Annotated in this window: 15 protein-coding genes; 9 read left to right on the forward strand and 6 right to left on the reverse strand. The window is 70.2% G+C overall.

The window, feature by feature from the left end; all coding sequences use genetic code 11:
* Positions 1-8 precede the first annotated feature (8 nt).
* From ACGWYJ_RS06885 to ACGWYJ_RS06900, 4 genes are all read left to right on the forward strand, one after another.
* Entirely contained in the window at positions 9-701 is a 693-nt protein-coding gene (locus ACGWYJ_RS06885) for a response regulator transcription factor (protein WP_395104733.1), read from the forward strand.
* Complete coding sequence (locus tag ACGWYJ_RS06890; protein WP_395104735.1) at positions 698-1,798, forward strand: ATP-binding protein; 1,101 nt, start codon at positions 698-700, stop codon at positions 1,796-1,798. The genes ACGWYJ_RS06885 and ACGWYJ_RS06890 overlap by 4 nt, the downstream gene beginning before the upstream one ends.
* A gap of 232 nt (positions 1,799-2,030) precedes the next feature.
* Positions 2,031-3,680, forward strand: coding sequence for a cytochrome bc complex cytochrome b subunit (locus ACGWYJ_RS06895; RefSeq protein ID WP_395104736.1), 1,650 nt, complete (start codon positions 2,031-2,033; stop codon positions 3,678-3,680).
* 32 nt (positions 3,681-3,712) lie between these two features.
* The gene (locus tag ACGWYJ_RS06900) at positions 3,713-4,186 is read left to right on the forward strand and encodes a hypothetical protein (protein WP_395104738.1); all 474 of its coding nucleotides are present in this window, start codon (positions 3,713-3,715) and stop codon (positions 4,184-4,186) included.
* On the opposite strand, the gene ACGWYJ_RS06905 is transcribed toward ACGWYJ_RS06900, so the two are convergent.
* On the reverse strand, positions 4,183-4,743 hold the full coding sequence (locus tag ACGWYJ_RS06905) for a TetR/AcrR family transcriptional regulator (protein WP_395104739.1): 561 nt from the start codon (positions 4,741-4,743) through the stop codon (positions 4,183-4,185). The genes ACGWYJ_RS06900 and ACGWYJ_RS06905 overlap by 4 nt on opposite strands.
* A gap of 87 nt (positions 4,744-4,830) precedes the next feature.
* On the opposite strand from ACGWYJ_RS06905, the gene ACGWYJ_RS06910 reads away from it, so the two are divergent.
* A complete protein-coding gene (locus ACGWYJ_RS06910; RefSeq protein WP_395104741.1) occupies positions 4,831-5,499 on the forward strand; it encodes an FMN-dependent NADH-azoreductase in 669 nt (222 codons plus the stop codon).
* A complete protein-coding gene (locus tag ACGWYJ_RS06915; RefSeq protein WP_395104743.1) occupies positions 5,496-5,816 on the forward strand; it encodes a DMT family transporter in 321 nt (106 codons plus the stop codon). The genes ACGWYJ_RS06910 and ACGWYJ_RS06915 overlap by 4 nt, the downstream gene beginning before the upstream one ends.
* 920 nt (positions 5,817-6,736) lie before the next feature.
* Here ACGWYJ_RS06915 and ACGWYJ_RS06920 read toward each other — a convergent pair.
* A complete protein-coding gene (locus ACGWYJ_RS06920) occupies positions 6,737-7,057 on the reverse strand; it encodes a hypothetical protein (RefSeq protein WP_395104744.1) in 321 nt (106 codons plus the stop codon).
* Between ACGWYJ_RS06920 and ACGWYJ_RS06925 the strand changes: the two genes are divergently transcribed.
* Positions 7,056-7,766, forward strand: a complete 711-nt coding sequence (locus ACGWYJ_RS06925) for a hypothetical protein (protein ID WP_395104746.1) — start codon at positions 7,056-7,058, stop codon at positions 7,764-7,766. The genes ACGWYJ_RS06920 and ACGWYJ_RS06925 overlap by 2 nt on opposite strands.
* A 464-nt stretch (positions 7,767-8,230) precedes the next feature.
* The gene (locus tag ACGWYJ_RS06930) at positions 8,231-8,995 is read left to right on the forward strand and encodes an IclR family transcriptional regulator (RefSeq protein ID WP_395104748.1); all 765 of its coding nucleotides are present in this window, start codon (positions 8,231-8,233) and stop codon (positions 8,993-8,995) included.
* A gap of 31 nt (positions 8,996-9,026) precedes the next feature.
* On the opposite strand, the gene ACGWYJ_RS06935 is transcribed toward ACGWYJ_RS06930, so the two are convergent.
* Positions 9,027-9,392 carry a YkvA family protein gene (locus ACGWYJ_RS06935; RefSeq protein WP_395104750.1) on the reverse strand — a complete coding sequence of 122 codons (366 nt, stop codon included), beginning with the start codon at positions 9,390-9,392 and terminating at the stop codon, positions 9,027-9,029.
* Between the two features lie 382 nt (positions 9,393-9,774).
* Here ACGWYJ_RS06935 and ACGWYJ_RS06940 point away from each other — a divergent pair, with 382 nt between their 5' ends.
* On the forward strand, positions 9,775-11,004 hold the full coding sequence (locus ACGWYJ_RS06940; protein WP_395104751.1) for a prolyl oligopeptidase family serine peptidase: 1,230 nt from the start codon (positions 9,775-9,777) through the stop codon (positions 11,002-11,004).
* A gap of 40 nt (positions 11,005-11,044) precedes the next feature.
* Here ACGWYJ_RS06940 and ACGWYJ_RS06945 read toward each other — a convergent pair whose 3' ends face one another.
* The 3 genes from ACGWYJ_RS06945 to ACGWYJ_RS06955 form a co-directional block, all read right to left on the reverse strand.
* Positions 11,045-11,635, reverse strand: coding sequence for a septal ring lytic transglycosylase RlpA family protein (locus tag ACGWYJ_RS06945; protein WP_395104753.1), 591 nt, complete (start codon positions 11,633-11,635; stop codon positions 11,045-11,047).
* 798 nt (positions 11,636-12,433) lie between these two features.
* Positions 12,434-13,459, reverse strand: a complete 1,026-nt coding sequence (locus ACGWYJ_RS06950; protein ID WP_395104754.1) for a hypothetical protein — start codon at positions 13,457-13,459, stop codon at positions 12,434-12,436.
* A 276-nt stretch (positions 13,460-13,735) separates the two neighbouring features.
* Positions 13,736-14,845: a ferritin-like domain-containing protein gene (locus ACGWYJ_RS06955; RefSeq protein ID WP_395104756.1), complete on the reverse strand. Its 1,110-nt coding sequence runs from the start codon at positions 14,843-14,845 to the stop codon at positions 13,736-13,738.
* Positions 14,846-14,939: the final 94 nt, after the last annotated feature.

A 14,939-nucleotide genomic window follows, 5' to 3' on the forward strand; every position in this document is an offset into this window, starting at 1 on the left:
GTCGGCGTGTGAACGCGAACGAGCAGCGCATCCTGGTCGTCGAGGACGAACCGACGATCGCGCGGGCGGTGGCGGACCGGCTGGCGGCCGAGGGCTTCGCCGTCGAGATCGCCGCCGACGGCCCGTCCGCCGTGGACCGCGCGCGGACGTACCGTCCCGATCTGATCGTGCTGGACGTCATGCTGCCCGGCTTCGACGGGCTGGAGGTCTGCCGCCGCGTCCAGGCGGAGCGTCCCGTGCCGGTGCTGATGCTGACCGCGCGGGACGACGAGACCGACCTGCTGGTCGGCCTGGGCGTCGGCGCCGACGACTACCTCACCAAGCCGTTCAGCATGCGCGAGCTGACCGCCCGGATCCGCGCGATCCTGCGCCGCGTCGAGCGCTCGTCCGCGCCGCCGCCCGGGGAACCCCTGCGGACGGGACCGCTGGAGATCGACCCGAAGTCCCGGAGGGTACGGCGGGACGGAAAGGAGATCCACCTCACCCCGACGGAGTTCGACCTGCTGGACTGCCTGGCGCGCAACGAGGGCGCGGTGCTGACCCGTGCCGTCCTGCTCGAACAGGTCTGGGACTGGGCCGGGGCGTCGGGGACGCGGGCGGTCGACAGCCATGTCAAGGCGCTGCGCCGCAAGCTGGGCGCCGAGCTCATCCGCACCGTCCACGGCGTCGGGTACTGCCTGGAGACGGGGGACGCGTCATGAGCGAGCGCGGCGACGGCCTGACGCGGCCCGCTCTCGCCGGCGGTCCCGTCCACAGGCTGTGGACGGTGCTGCCACGGCCGCTCGACCCGCTCCGGTCCATCAAGGTCAAGTTCGTCATCGTGACGGCGGTGACGGCCTGCACCGCCATCCTCATGGTGCTGTGGGGGTACAGCTTCGACCTGCGCGCACGGCAGACCCTTCCCGTCGGCGTGCTGGTCTCGGCGATCGTGACGCAACTGCTCGCGCGCGGCATGACCGCGCCGCTGCGCGAGATGACCGCCGCCGCGCGGGCGATGGCGCGTGGCGACTACTCGCGGCGGGTACGGGCGACCTCACGGGACGAGGTCGGCGAGCTCGCGCACGCGTTCAACCGGATGGCCTCGGACCTCGCGGAGGTGGAACGGCAGCGCCGCGAGTTCGTCGCCAACGTCTCCCACGAGCTGCGCACCCCCATCAGCGCGCTGCGCGCCGTGCTGGAGAACGTCGCGGACGGCGTCACCCCGCCCACGCCCGAGGTCCTGAACTCGGCGCTGGACCAGACCGAACGTCTCGGGCGGCTCGTCACCCAGTTGCTGGACCTGTCGCGGGTGGACGCGGGCGCGGCCCCCCTCGACCTGACCGAGATCGACGTGGCCGCGTTCATCGGTGACGTCGCCGCCGAGGCCGCGGCGGGACGTCCCGGCGCCCGGTTCGAGACCGACGTGACCCCCGGCCTGCGCGCGGTCGCCGACCGCGACCGCCTCCACCAGGTGCTGGCCAACCTGCTGGACAACGCCGCCCGGCACAGCCCGCCCGGCATCCCGGTCACCGTGACCGCGCGCACGTCCGACTCCGCCCCCGGGGACCTGGTCCTGGAGGTGGCGGACGAAGGGCCGGGCATTCCCGCGAGCGAACGCACCACCGTCTTCGAACGCTTCTCGCGCGGCGCCGCCGCCGGCACGACCCAGGTCGGCACCCCGACCGGCGGAACCGGCCTGGGCCTGGCCATCGCCCGCTGGGCCGTCGACCTCCACGGCGGCGACATCCATGTGGCCGACACCGACCACGGTTGTCGCATCCGGGTCACCCTTCCCAACCCGGTCCGCGAGCCACGATGACTCCCCGGCCGCGTGACGGGTGTCGCCGACGCGGCCGAAGTGCTGAAAAAGATCGTGACCGGGGTGGGGGATCGCAAAGCGGGGCCGCGTCTTCGACCGGATTCGGTCTGCCCCGATGCGGGTATGTCACATCGCCGATCATTGGCGCGTCCTATGGGTAGTGCCAGAGTGATGTGACGTACCACCGATGCCAGGGGCGGTCCCCGCCGGGCCGTCCGAGCGGGAGGTTCGCGTGGCGACCTATCAGAAGGGCGGCGCCCGGCCGCCGAAGGCGCTGGCCGGCGCGGGCAACGCGATCGACGAGCGGTTCGGCGGCGCGGCGTGGGCGCGCAAGTCGATCCGCAAGGCGTTCCCCGACCACTGGAGCTTCCTCCTCGGCGAGATCGCGATGTACAGCTTCGTGATCATCGTGCTGACCGGGGTGTTCCTCACCCTGTTCTTCCAGCCGAGCATGGAAGAGGTCGTCTACGACGGGTCGTACGAGAAGCTGCGCGGCGTCGAGATGAGCCAGGCGTACGCCTCCACCCTGCACATCAGCTTCGAGGTGCGCGGCGGGCTGCTCATGCGGCAGATCCACCACTGGGCGACGCTGCTGTTCATGGCGGCGATCACCATCCACCTGCTGCGCAACTTCTTCACCGGCGCGTTCCGCAAGCCGCGCGAGCTCAACTGGCTGATCGGCGTCGTGATGTTCACGCTGGTCATGGTGAACGGCCTGTTCGGCTACTCGCTCCCGGACGACCTGCTGTCGGGCACCGGCATCCGGATCCTGGAGGGCGTACTGCTCGGCATCCCCGTGGTCGGCACGTACGCGCAGATGTGGCTGTTCGGCGGCGAGTTCCCGGGCGAGATGATCATCCCCCGGCTGTACGTCATCCACATCCTGCTGATCCCCGGCATCCTGGCCGCGCTGATCCCGTTGCACGGGATCGTGCTGACCTGGATGCAGACCCACACCCAGTTCCCCGGCAAGGGCAGCAGCAACCGGGCCCAGTACGGCTACCCGTTCTTCCCCGTCTTCGTCGCCAAGACCACCGCGTTCTTCCTGTGGATCTTCGCGGTGTGCGCCATCCTCGCGACGTTCTTCCAGATCAACCCGATCTGGCTGTTCGGCCCGTACGACCCGGGCGCGATCAGTTCCGGCTCGCAGCCCGACTGGTACATGGGATGGCTGGAGGGCGCCCTGCGCATCATGCCCTCCTGGGAGGTCAACGCCTGGGGCCACACCGTCCCGTTCAGCGTGATCATCCCCGCGCTGGTCATTCCCGGGATCCTGTTCACCGGCCTGGCCGTGTACCCGTTCCTGGAACGCTGGGTGACCGGCGACCACGAGATCCACCACCTGCTGGACCGTCCCCGCGACGTCCCCGCCAGGACCGGCATCGGCATGGCCGGCGTCGTCTTCTTCGGCATCCTCTGGGCCGCCGGCGGCAACGACCTCATCGCCGACAAGTTCGAGATACCGCTGTACTGGACGACCTGGTTCTTCCGGATCACCTTCATCCTGGGGCCGATCCTCGCGTACGTCATCACGTACCGGATCTGCCTCGGCCTCCAGCTCCGCGACCGCGCCCTGGTCGAGCACGGCGTGGAGACCGGCATCATCGTCCGCTCCCCCAACGGCGAGTACACCGAGGTCGAACGCCACCTCCGCCCGGAGGAGGCCGCCCCCATCACCGACAACCGCCCACCCGCCGCCATCGCCCTCAGCCGTCCCGAACAGAAGGGCATCGAGGCGCCCGAAGCCCGTACCCCCCTGGGCAAGGTGCGCCTGGCCCTCAACCGCCGCTTCGTGGCCGACCTCGCCAAGGTCCCCGGCCACCACAACGGCGAGGAAGACGAGGAACACGTCCGCAAGTCCATCGAATCCCCCGGCCCCTGATCGGGGCGCGCTCGACAGGACACAATGGGGCGATGTACGTGCTGGAGGCGGTCATCGGCACCGCGCCCGTTCTCGAAGCGCTGGCCGGCTCCATGCCCGAGGCGAGGATCGTCCCCCTCGCCGGGCGGCTGTCGCTGCTGCCGATGACCCAAGCACTGCTCGACGCGGTCACCGTCCCCGGGGAGTCCGAGCTCGACGGGTTCCTGAAGGCGCCCGCGGGCTTCGGCCGCACGCTGGCCGCTTGCTCGAAGACCGGGCCGGTGGCCTATGTCGAGGCCGGCTACTTCGGCGGGAGCGGGACCCAGTCCGCGCAGGTATGGGACGCCGGAGAGGTCGTCCTCGGCCCCCTGCGCAAGGGCGAGTTCGAGCCGTCGCCGCCGGCCGGAAGCCCGATCTCCCAGGCGCTCCGGCTGCTCGGCGTCGACAAGGGCGGCCACGTCGACGAGTTCGAGGCGGCGGGGCTTCACCGGCACCGCGCCACCAGTAGCTGGCTGCCTGCTGTCTAGCCGAGCGCGGAACGGGCCAGGTGCGTCAGGGCCCTGGTGATCTGGGCGGGGCTCTGGCCCTGGGCCCGCTGGTGCGCGTAGACCTCGGACGCCAAGGGAGCCAGCAGGACATCGGCCAAGGCGTCGGGTTCGGGAGCCTCCGCTTTGATGGCGAGCATCCTCACGTGCATGCGCCAGAAGTCGTACGCGCCGGTGGTGAGCCGGGTACCGGAGGCTTCGGCACCCAACGCCAGGTCGATATGGGCTTCCAGGAGTTCCACCATCGCCGCGTAGAAGGCGGCCAGGCGTTCGGCCGGTGACGCCCCCGGTCCCAGCGGAGGGTCGCCCCGGATGATGTCCTCCTGGAGGCGGCGTTCGTGCTCGTCCAGGAGGGCCAGCGCGATCGAGGCGGTGTCGGGGAAGCGGCGGTAGAGGGTGCCGCGGCCCACGCCCGCGGCCTTGGCGATGTCGTCCATCGTGACCGTGCGCGGGTCGCGGGCGGCGAAGAGCCCTGCGGCGGCCTCCAGGATCTTCGCCCGGTTGCGCGCCGCGTCCGCACGTTCGCGCCGCTGTTCCATCGAGGTCCACCGTATCGGAATAAGCGGACACGATGTCCGGTTGAGTCCTATAGCTAACCGGACACGATGTCCACTTAGGAGGGTCCGATGACCGTGCTGCTTCATCTGGACGCCAGCCCGCGACGCCGGTCGGTCAGCCGCGACGTGGGCGACGCCTTCGTCGCGGGCTGGCAGGAGGTGCGCCCCACCGGCGTGCGCACGTACCGGGATCTGACCGCCGACCCCGTCCCGTTCATCGACGAGGCGTGGACGGAGCTGTGCGACCACGTCCTGCGCGAGGGCATCACCGAGCTCGACCGCCTGAAGGAGGCGGTGCGCACCCCCGCGCAGGCCGCCGCCTGGGCGATCGTCGAACCGCTGCTGGCCGAGCTGGTCGCCGCCGACGTCGTGCTGATCGCCACGCCGATGTACAACTACTCGGTCCCCGCGTCCCTCAAGTCCTGGCTCGACCAGGTCACCTTCCCCAAGATGTCGCTGGCGGGACGGCGGTTCGTGGTGGCGTCCGCGCGCGGCGGCTCGTACGCGCCGGGCACACCGAAGGCCCCGTACGACCACCAGGAGCGCTACCTGCGGGACTTCCTCGCCGGCCACTTCGCGGTGGACGACGTGACCTTCATCAACGCGGAACTCGTCAACGCACGGATCGATCCCGCGCTGGCCCACCTGCGCGACACCCACGAACGGTCACTCGCGGAGGCCCTGAAGTCGGCGCGAGAACTCGGCCGACGCTACGCACAGGAAGCCGCGGACGCATGAACTGGGCCATCCTCGTCCTCGCCGGCCTGGTGGAGATCGTCTGGTCGCAGAGCATCAAGCCGACCGAGAACTTCACCCGCCCCCTGCCCACCGCCCTCTGCTTCGTACTGGGCGCCCTGGCGGTCTACCTGCTGTCCCACGCGATGAAGACGCTACCGGTCGGCACGGCCTACGCGGTCTTCACCGGAATCGGCGCGGTCGGCGCCATCACCCTGGGCATCCTGGTCCAGCGCGACCCCTTCACCACCGGCCGCATGGCCGCCCTCGCCCTCATCGTGAGCGGCATCATCCTCGCCCGCGCGACCAACCCGGAGTAACACACAGGGGAAGGCGAGGCGGCCATCACCCCTCGCCTTCCCCCAACCGTCATTCCTGCCGCGGACGCGAGAAGGTCATGATGCCGCCCAAGGCATCCAGTTCGTCACCTGGGACCTCCTCACGAGCCCGCTCGGCCCGTCCGATCGCGGCCTCCGCCCGGTCGGCATCGCCGAGAAGAGCCCGGACACGGGCTTCCTGGGCGGGCGACCACACGGCGCCGGAGCGACGTGGAGACTGCGAAGCCCCCGCCGTGGCGGGGGCTTCGAGTGGTCAAGTTGCCTTGCGAGTGCTCAGAGGTGGTTCACTGTCGGCTCTGTGGCGGGGGCTCCGTATCGTTCGACCGCGGAGGCGAAGGATCCCGGACGGTGGATGAACCTGCCCGGTCAAGATGTGAAGGACCTCGACGGCTGCCTGGCGGCGAGCCCGTGCGGGTGAGCGGATAGCAGTGATCGACGCATACCCCACAAGGGCGATGTGCACGAGGGCGAAACCCAGAGTCGCGTAGGCGATCACTGGCTGGCCGGCCCATGAGGCGATTCCCGCTGAACTACTGGTCAGGCCGTATGGCCGTACACCACCCAGGGTGTACGCATAGGTGTCACCCTGCCCCTTCTGCTGCCAAATCCTGGCTGCTCGGTCCGGACGGGAGCGTTGCGAGAAGGCAACGGGCGGCTCCCTTCTCTCTGCGTCTCGTCCCGACGTCCACGCGTCCGGACTCTCGCGTCCGTGCGTCTGTCGCGTTCCGAGAACGTTGCTCCTTGAACGACCTGCCGGACCAGGCGCTCGGGGAAGACCCGGTGGCAGCCTCCTAGGTCTTCCCCTGCTTCACATGCGTTCCGCTAGGGCACGAGGGATCAAGATCCAAGTACCGCCTCCTCCAACGTTGCCTGGTTGCACGCGCTTCGTTCGTGGGTGCTTGTCAGTCCTGGGACAGGTCGGGGGATCCGTTCACGGCGCGCCGTCGCCACAGGACGAGCAGGCAGGTGGCCAGCCAGAGCAGAGCGGCTATGGAGACGAGCATGGCGGCGAACCGGGCCATCTGGTCTGGGTCGTCGTCCTGATCCGCGGAAACGGGTTGGACCAGCGCCATGTCCGTCTGCTCCGGGGCCACCCTGGGGGACGAGCCGTCGAACGACGGCAGCACCGGACCGGGCTGCGGGGGCAACGGGGGCAACGTTGGTGAGAGCGTGCCCGGCGGCACGTCGTCCAGTTCCGTCTGGGGCAGATCCAGGCCGGGCATGGACGGCGACGTCAGCTCTCGTGGGGTGGATGGCGGCTGGGCCGGAGCGGATGTCAGATCGCCGCCTCCGTGGGTGCTGTTTCCGCTTTCGTTTCCGCCGCTGCTCGTCGATGGCCGGGGCGGGGACGGATCCTCCGTCGAAGGCGCCGGCGGAGCCACCGACGGCAAGGACGAGCTCAGAGAGGTCTTGGACGGACGGGGAGAAGCCGGGGATCGTGTCGGCTTCGCAGAGGAGTTCTTGGAAGGTGAGCTCTTCGGCGGCGCGGACGATTTGCTCGGGGAAGCAGTGGGTGGGGTGGGCGACGAGGACCCGGACATGGGCGCGGCCGACTTGGGGGACGTGGACTCGGACGGCTTGGGAGACCGGGGCTTGGACGGCTTGGAGGACGGAGCGGCGGACACCGCGAAGCCTGTTGGCGGCCTTGGGGAGGGCTTCTTCGAGGACGCGTCCTTGGGCGACGCCTTCCCGGTGGGCGTCTGCCGAGGGGATGCCTTGGAAGAAGGAGAAGCGGATCCGCTTGAAGCAGGGTCGGGTGAGCGAGGGAGCGCCCGGACGCGGGTGAGGGCCACCGCCTCCCTGCGTTTCGTGTTCTTCGCGTCCACCACCGCACGCAAGGAGAACGTCCCCTTGGCAGTACGCGGTGCGCTCACCACCAGGCGCAGCGCCCGCTTGGACTTGATGTCTCCCAGCTCGCACCGCACCCATTGACGCTTGCCTGCGACGGGGCGGCAGTCGGTGGGCCAGTCGTTCCACGACAGCGGCTTGCGAGCGTCCAGTTGCACTAAGGCATCACGAGCGGTGCCGCCTATCGACCAGACTTCCAGAACGTAGGCGACCCGCCGTCCGTCCCGTCCCATCGGCGAGAACGACGGCACGAGCCGGACCTCGTCCCCCGGGTCGCCGGACGCGGACGGTACGGGAAGCGCGATGATGGCGAGCCCCAGCGCGACGGATCCGGTACGGCCGAGCACCCGCAGACGGGCTCCTGTTCGCCTCCGCGTTGGCACCGGTCCGTTCCCCCTTCGGTGACACCTGTTGTTCCTGGGGGGTGGCACAGTGACGTAGCGATACCAGTATTTCCGGCTGGCCACGGAGCGTAACTTCCCTTCGTCCTTTCATACAGCGAAATATTCCCTCCGTAGAATCGGGAGGTCGCGAGGAGAGGAGGGCCGGTGGCGGAGGCCGTACGGTCGCTTGAGCGCACCTTCGAGCTGTTGGAACATCTGGCGGACGCCGGGGGCGAGATGGCCCTCTCCGAGCTGACGGAGGTGTCCGGGCTGCCGATGCCGACCATCTACCGGCTGATGCGGACCCTGGTGAACCACGGCTACGTGCGCCAGGAGCCGTCCAAGCGTTACGCCCTCGGCCCGCGGCTGATCAGGCTGGGCGAGGGCGCGAGCCGGCTACTGGGGTCGTGGGCGCTGCCCGCGCTGACCCGGCTCGTGGACGAGGTGGGCGAGACCGCCAACATGGCCGTGCTGGAAGGCGACGCGGTCGTCTACGTCGCGCAGGTGCCGTCGCGGCACTCCATGCGGATGTTCACCGAGGTGGGGCGGCGCGTCCAACCCCACTGCACGGGAGTGGGCAAGGCGCTCCTCTCCCAACTGCCCGAGCCGCGCGTCCGGGAGATCCTGAGCCGCACCGGGCTGGAGCGCCACACCCCCAACACCTTCACCGATCTGGACGCGCTGCTCGCCGAGCTCGAACGCATACGCGCGCAGGGGTACGCGGTGGACGACGAGGAGCAGGAGATCGGGGTGCGATGCGTGGCGGTCCCGCTGCCCGGGGCGCCCGCGCTGACGGCGTTCTCCGTGTCCGGCCCGTCCGCCAGGATGACCCCCGAGACGGTGCACGACGTCGTACCGATCATGCGCCGGGTCGCCGAGCACTTCGCCACCGAGCTGCGTCCCGGCAACCACTCCCGCGGCTCGCGATGACCGGTGAAGGCGGGTGTCCGCCGATCGCCGCTCAGTCGATGATGTCGCCCACGACCACCTTGGGACGACCGCCGCGTTCCCACCGGACGTAGTCACCGGCCGACCGCACCAGGACGGACGCCAGCCACAGCGCCACTCCGGTGTCATCGGCCAGCCCGACGACCGGCACAAGGATCTCCGGGACGGCGTCCAGCGGCGAGACGATGTAGACAAGGCCGACCGCGAGCAGACCAAGCGTCTTGTGGGACATCCCCTTGTACTCGCCGCGCAGGGTCGCCTTCAGCATGCGCGGGATGGCGCGGACGCGCTCCACCATGCCCGGCGCGTCGGGCGCAAGGGTTTCGCTGTAGATGTTCCATGCCTGCCCGGCCGCGGCCGCGCTGCGCTGCTTCCTCACAGGCACTCCTCTCCGAACATGCCGGCAGCCTCGTCGCCCCGGTACGCCGATGACGTCGGCACTTCCCTACGACGATCCAGCCGTCGGCCTCGTTCCCCACCCAACGACCGATTTGTAGGGATCAGCCGGACTCTGGGAGCGCGGCACCGCCCTGACCTGCATCGCGCCCCTACCATCCACGCGCCACTCGGGTTACCCGCAGTGAGGTATTCATCACTCCTGTGGCCGAGGTGCGGGGATTCGGCCGCATCCTCCGCCCTTCGCTGTAAGCATGGCCCGGGAACCTCCGGACCCGCGGAGACAGGGGGAGTTGCGCCGGGCCCCGGCATCGCCAGCGGGATCCAGCAGTATTGCCGAGGAGAGCAGGAGCTGACCCGGAACCATGAGCGGCGACCACCCCACCCTGCCCGAAAACCAGCGTCCCGTCTCCGGGACCGCGGCGGGCGTCCCGTACCTCGCGCTCCCGCCCACCGCCGTCGACGCCCGCCCGGCAGGTCCCACCCGCGTCATCGTCGCCTGGCCCGGCTTCGACCCGCCCCGTACCGCGTCCGCGCTGGCCGCCGCGATGCCGATGACCGGCGTCCCGACCTGGCGCGTCTACCTGGAGCCGCCCGGCGAACGGCCGGAAGGGCTCGGCTCGGGCGCCCTGCTGGAGACCGCGGGCATCGAGGCGTACGGGGCGGCGGTCGAGCGCGCCGTCGACGAGCTGCCCGCGGTCCTGGACGAGATCAGGCGCGAGTTCGGCATCGAGGAGGGCCCCGTCGGCCTGGCCGGTTTCTCGTTCGGCGCGTCCGCCGCCCTGCTCGCGCTCGCCCGCGGCGAAGTGCCGGTGACCGCCGTCGCGCTGGTCACGCCGGTCGTGTCCCCGCTCCGCACCGTGCGATCCCTGGAGCTCCGTACGGGACGCGAACGCGCCTGGAGCGACGGCGCCACGGCCCTCGCCGAACGGCTCGACCTGACCGCCCACGCTCGCGAGATCGCCTCCCGCGACGCCGCGGTGCTGCTGATCGCGGGCGCCCATGACCCCATGGTCGAGCCCGACGACGTCAACCGGCTGCGCGACCTGCTGCGCGAGCACGGCGTCCACGCGGTGGAGGCCGCCACGTTCCGGATGGGTCACGCGCTGGCGTCCGAGCCGGGGACCACCGCCGAACCGCCCACCACCGAGGCGGTGCGCGTGGACGGCGTCCTCAACGACTGGTTCCGCGAACGCCTGGCCGACGTCACCGAACCGCCCGAAGCGCCCGAGCACTCACCGGGCGCGGACCTGGAAGACCTGCGGCAGGCCGGTGAGCCCCACGCGCCCGATGCGCCAGACCATGGGAGCCCGCAGAGCCCCGGCCCGGAAAGTCACACGACGGAGCCCGCTCTGGAGCCCGTCCCGCAACCGACCGCTCGGCAGGAGGACCCTGTCGGGAGCCGTCCGGAGTCCGGTCACGGCGGCTCGCTCGTTCCGGCCACGGCGTCCGAGCCCGGTGCGGACGCGCCGCCGGGAGGTCCGGCCGAACTCACGTCCCCGGCCCTCATCCCATCCCGCGGGCACGTCCGGACCCCCATGGGTGAGGCTCCCAGGGCCCACGTCCCCGAGCCCCGGACACCGCTCAATCATTAGGCGACGACGCGGCCTGCCCAGCCGGAGCGCCATCGCCGGGTCAGACGCGCTCCAGCACCTCGTAGCGGACGGGTATCACCCCTGATCCCGTGCCTTCGACCTTCTTCATGGCCGCCCTGGACAGATCGAGGCAGCGGCCCGCGATGAACGGGCCCCGGTCGTTGATACGGACGATGACCGACCGGCCGTTGATCTTGTTGATGACGCGGACCTTCGAGTCCATCGGCAGCGTCCTGTGCGCGGCCGTGAGGGCGTCCGGGTCGAACCGCTCCCCGCTGGCCGTCATCTGGCCTTCCCAGTAGTAGGAGGCTTCGCACGAGCCCGACTCCACCACGCGGTACGCGGGCTTCTTCGCCTTCTTCTTCGCCTTCGTGGACCCGGCCTGCGATTCCGGAGGGGCGGGGGGCATAGGGGGCATGATCCCCGGCTCGCCCGGGGACGACGAGGCCGACGACCGCTCGGCCTCCGGTGTGCCGGCCGCGCCGGCGGATGCGGCGGATCCCGGGGACCCGCCGGTCCTGACCGCCGCCAGGGCTCCCGCGCCGGCCGAGACGACGGCCACCGCGGCGCCCGAGGCGACGAGGATGGTTCGGACAGGAGTTTTGTGGCGACGCTGGTCAGAGCTTCCCACAGAGGAATCCTTCGATCGGGGACAGGACCCCGGACGCCCGGCGAGTGATCGTCGCCGTTCTCACGGCACGCCGGGGAGACCTCTCGCCCCGGACACCGTCGGGCTGATCAGCACCCGAGGTGTCAGGGGCCGCTCGTCCGCCGGATCCATCGGGAACCTCATCTCGGCCGCCCGGTGCGGGCGGCACCCCGAATCGTCCGGGCGGAACTCATCCCCGAACTCGTGCTCGTGCGCCGTGGACGGGACCGTTCCCGGGCGAAGGCCCAGGGCACCCGTCATCGCGCCCCCCGATGAGACCCGTCCGGTCAGGGCCGGGCCCGTCCCGTCACTGTCGCGGACGGGCGGTCCGGACGTCCGTCCCGGCCCGTGCGGGGCCGGCGGACCGAACGCGGTCTGAGGGCGCCTCCCGCCTCATCGCGGGTCGGCGTCCGGCCGGTGCGGCGCGTCTCGGCTGTTCTGTTGGATCTTCTGATCTTTCGCACGCCGCACACAAGTCCCCGACCGTACGTGGGATTGCGAGCAGATCAAGACGAAGGCCCGGGGTTTGTGGGATTTGTCACCCGACTTTTTGCGGTGCGAAGTCGATCGGAGGCCGTCCGTCACCGGAAGAGAAGATCGTTTTTGCACCGATGCGACCGGTCGCGCCGATCCGTCGAGCACCCTTAATTGATCATTTTTCGCCCAGCGTGAACGGGCGTCCCGGCGGGGTGCGCCGAGACGCCCGTTCACGTCGTACTACAGCCCCCTATTTGGCTTTTATGTCACCTTATTCAGGCGCATGCGGCCTTATACCGCCCTTCAGCCGGCCAGCGGCAGGCCGGGGACGCCACCGAGCAGCGCCGCCGTCGAGGCGGGCAGCGCCGCGTTCCTGGGACCGGCGAGCATCGCGGGCAGCCCCGCCATCGGAGCGCCCGGCACCGGGTGTCCCACGGCCTGACCACGGCGAGCGGGACGGGGCTGCGCGGCGGAGGACCCGAGTTGCGTGACACCGGCGTTCTCCGGCTCCAGGACGGCTCCCCACCCGCTGGTCGCGGGTTCCTTCGGAAGCGTCCCGAGTTGGACGGAGTTGAGCAGCCCGTTGACCGAGTCGACGGCCGCCGGGGGCAGGGCACCGCCCCTGTCCACGGGGCCACCGGTGGCCGGGACGGGAAGGGGGTTGCGGGAACGCGCCGGGGCGCCCGGCAGCGCGGCCGGAAGGGTGCCGGGCGTGCAGCGGGCGACGCCGTAGCCGCGGGACGCGCCGGTCGCCTTGTCGGTCACGGTGATGGCGGTGACGGTGAGCGCGCCCGACGCGTCCCGCACCTGCTTGTTGAGCACGAACTCCTTGCCCGGGACGGCGGCCGGGATCCGGTAGCTCTCCGTCGGCTGCCGCGGGACGCCCTGTAGCGCCGGTGCGAGCGCGCCCTGCGGATCGAGCGTCATGACCCCGTACAGGACCTCGTCGAACCTGCTGCCGCAGCGTACGGCCATGCTGGAGAAGCGCATGTCGCCGTGCGCGGTCTTGATCGTTCCGGGTCCGAGGCGGGTCATCGCGCCGTGCCGGGTGGCGGACGAGGAGACGCTCGTGGAGTTGGTGAGGCCGTCCAGGGACATGCCGACGGACCGCACGACCGGGGTGGCCTTGTCGGCGACCGGACCGATCGCGCTGCGTCCCGTGCTGTCCTTGGTCAGGTACGCGATGGGACCGGAGTCGATGGGGCCCGAGTCGGCGGGACCGGACGCGGCGCGGGCGGGCGCGGCGACGGCGGCCAGCGCGGCCGTGGTCGCCGCGAGCAGGGCCGTGACGACGACCGGCACGGCCATGGCGACGGCGGGCACGACCACGCCGCGCCTTCTGGGATTTCGGGTGTAGCGGTTCATTGTTCCCCCCGGGAAATCGAGCTGGAGAGCAGCGCGTCGAGCGGGGACGGTAGTACAGACCGGCGATGCCCACAGTCGATTCTGGAAGGAAATGGAGAACCCAAGGGCCTCTACAAGAAGCGGCTCCGCGATTTAGCGCGACTTGTGCGAGAAATCAGCCAAGGGCCGGGAACACGCGGCACCTTGCAAATGGCGGCGGGGACGTCCCCGGCGGAATCCGGAAACGTCCCCGCCCGGTGGCTACTCGGCGGCGCCGCCCAACGCGATGGCCTCGTCGACCTCCCGCTTGCGCGCGGCCAGCTCCCGCGCGTACTTCTCCTCGTCCACCTTGACCGCGAACTCCTCGTCCTGCCGCATCAGGGCCTCCAGGTCGGCCTTGGCGTTGTCCAGGACGCCCATGTCCTCGTACGCGGCCTGCACCTTGTCCCCCCACAGGCCGACGTCGCGGACGCACGGAACGATCCGGCTGAAGAGCAGCGACTGGTAGAGCGTGTACATGTCGGAGTTGTCGACGTACTCCATGCACTTCTCGACGGGCATGTCCAGGTTCTCGAAGATCTCGCGTCCCTTGAAACGGTCCCGCATCAGGTAGCAGCCCTCGACGACGAACTCCTCGCGTTCCGCCCGCTCCTTCTCGGTCAGTTCCGTGTAGTAGTCCTTCAGCGCCAGCCGCCCGAACGCGACGTGCCGCGCCTCGTCCTGCATCACGTACGCGAGCAACTGCTTGACCAGCGGGTTGGTGGACATGTCGCGGTAGAGCCCGAACGCGGCCAGCGCCAGCCCCTCGATCAGCACCTGCATGCCGAGGTACGGCAGGTCCCAGCGGCTGTCCTCCAGGGACTCGGCGAGCAGCTTGGCCAGGTCCTGGTTGATCGGGTAGTACATCCCGATCTTCTCGTGCAGGAAGCGGGTGTAGAGCTCGACATGCCGCGCCTCGTCCATGGTCTGGGTCGCGGCGTAGAACTTGGAGTCCAGGTCGGGGACGGACTGCACGATCCGGGCGGAGACGTTCAGCGCGCCCTGCTCACCGTGCAGGAACTGGCTGAACAGCCACGATCCCTGGTGCCGTCCGAACTCGTCCCGCTCCTTCTGCGACATCTTCTCCCAGATGTCCGAACCGAAGAGCGGGTTGAAGTTCTCCGGGAGCCCCGCGACGTTGACCGGATCGATCTCCAGGTCCCAGTCGATGCGCTTCTGGGCGTCCCACTGCTTGTCCTTGCCCTTCTGGTACAGGCTCAGCAGCCGGTCGCGCGGCTCGTCGTACTCCCAGGTGAAGCGGGCGTCTCCCGCCATCGGGACGTTCCAGGTGTCCTGCTGGACGGGGGTGACGTACAGATCGTACGAACTCACGGGGGGGGCCTCCTATGGAGCGTCGGCTCGCCTTCGTCGCCGGGGGTGGAAAGCCGCACAGGTCTTTACATCACTTCGTAACATGTCAAGCACC

The sequence above is a fragment of the Actinomadura sp. SCN-SB genome (assembly GCF_043906805.1).
GTDB lineage: Bacteria > Actinomycetota > Actinomycetes > Streptosporangiales > Streptosporangiaceae > Spirillospora.

What these genes read in the sequence shown, in the direction of transcription:
- ACGWYJ_RS06925 (WP_395104746.1), top strand. Translation starts at nt 7,056, where the DNA reads ATGGACGGCGACGTCAGCTCTCGTGGGGTGGATGGCGGCTGGGCCGGA.
- ACGWYJ_RS06915 (WP_395104743.1), top strand. Translation starts at nt 5,496, where the DNA reads ATGAACTGGGCCATCCTCGTCCTCGCCGGCCTGGTGGAGATCGTCTGG.
- ACGWYJ_RS06905 (WP_395104739.1), bottom strand. Translation starts at nt 4,743, where the DNA reads ATGGAACAGCGGCGCGAACGTGCGGACGCGGCGCGCAACCGGGCGAAG.
- ACGWYJ_RS06910 (WP_395104741.1), top strand. Translation starts at nt 4,831, where the DNA reads ATGACCGTGCTGCTTCATCTGGACGCCAGCCCGCGACGCCGGTCGGTC.
- ACGWYJ_RS06890 (WP_395104735.1), top strand. Translation starts at nt 698, where the DNA reads ATGAGCGAGCGCGGCGACGGCCTGACGCGGCCCGCTCTCGCCGGCGGT.
- ACGWYJ_RS06900 (WP_395104738.1), top strand. Translation starts at nt 3,713, where the DNA reads ATGTACGTGCTGGAGGCGGTCATCGGCACCGCGCCCGTTCTCGAAGCG.
- ACGWYJ_RS06920 (WP_395104744.1), bottom strand. Translation starts at nt 7,057, where the DNA reads ATGCCCGGCCTGGATCTGCCCCAGACGGAACTGGACGACGTGCCGCCG.
- ACGWYJ_RS06940 (WP_395104751.1), top strand. Translation starts at nt 9,775, where the DNA reads ATGAGCGGCGACCACCCCACCCTGCCCGAAAACCAGCGTCCCGTCTCC.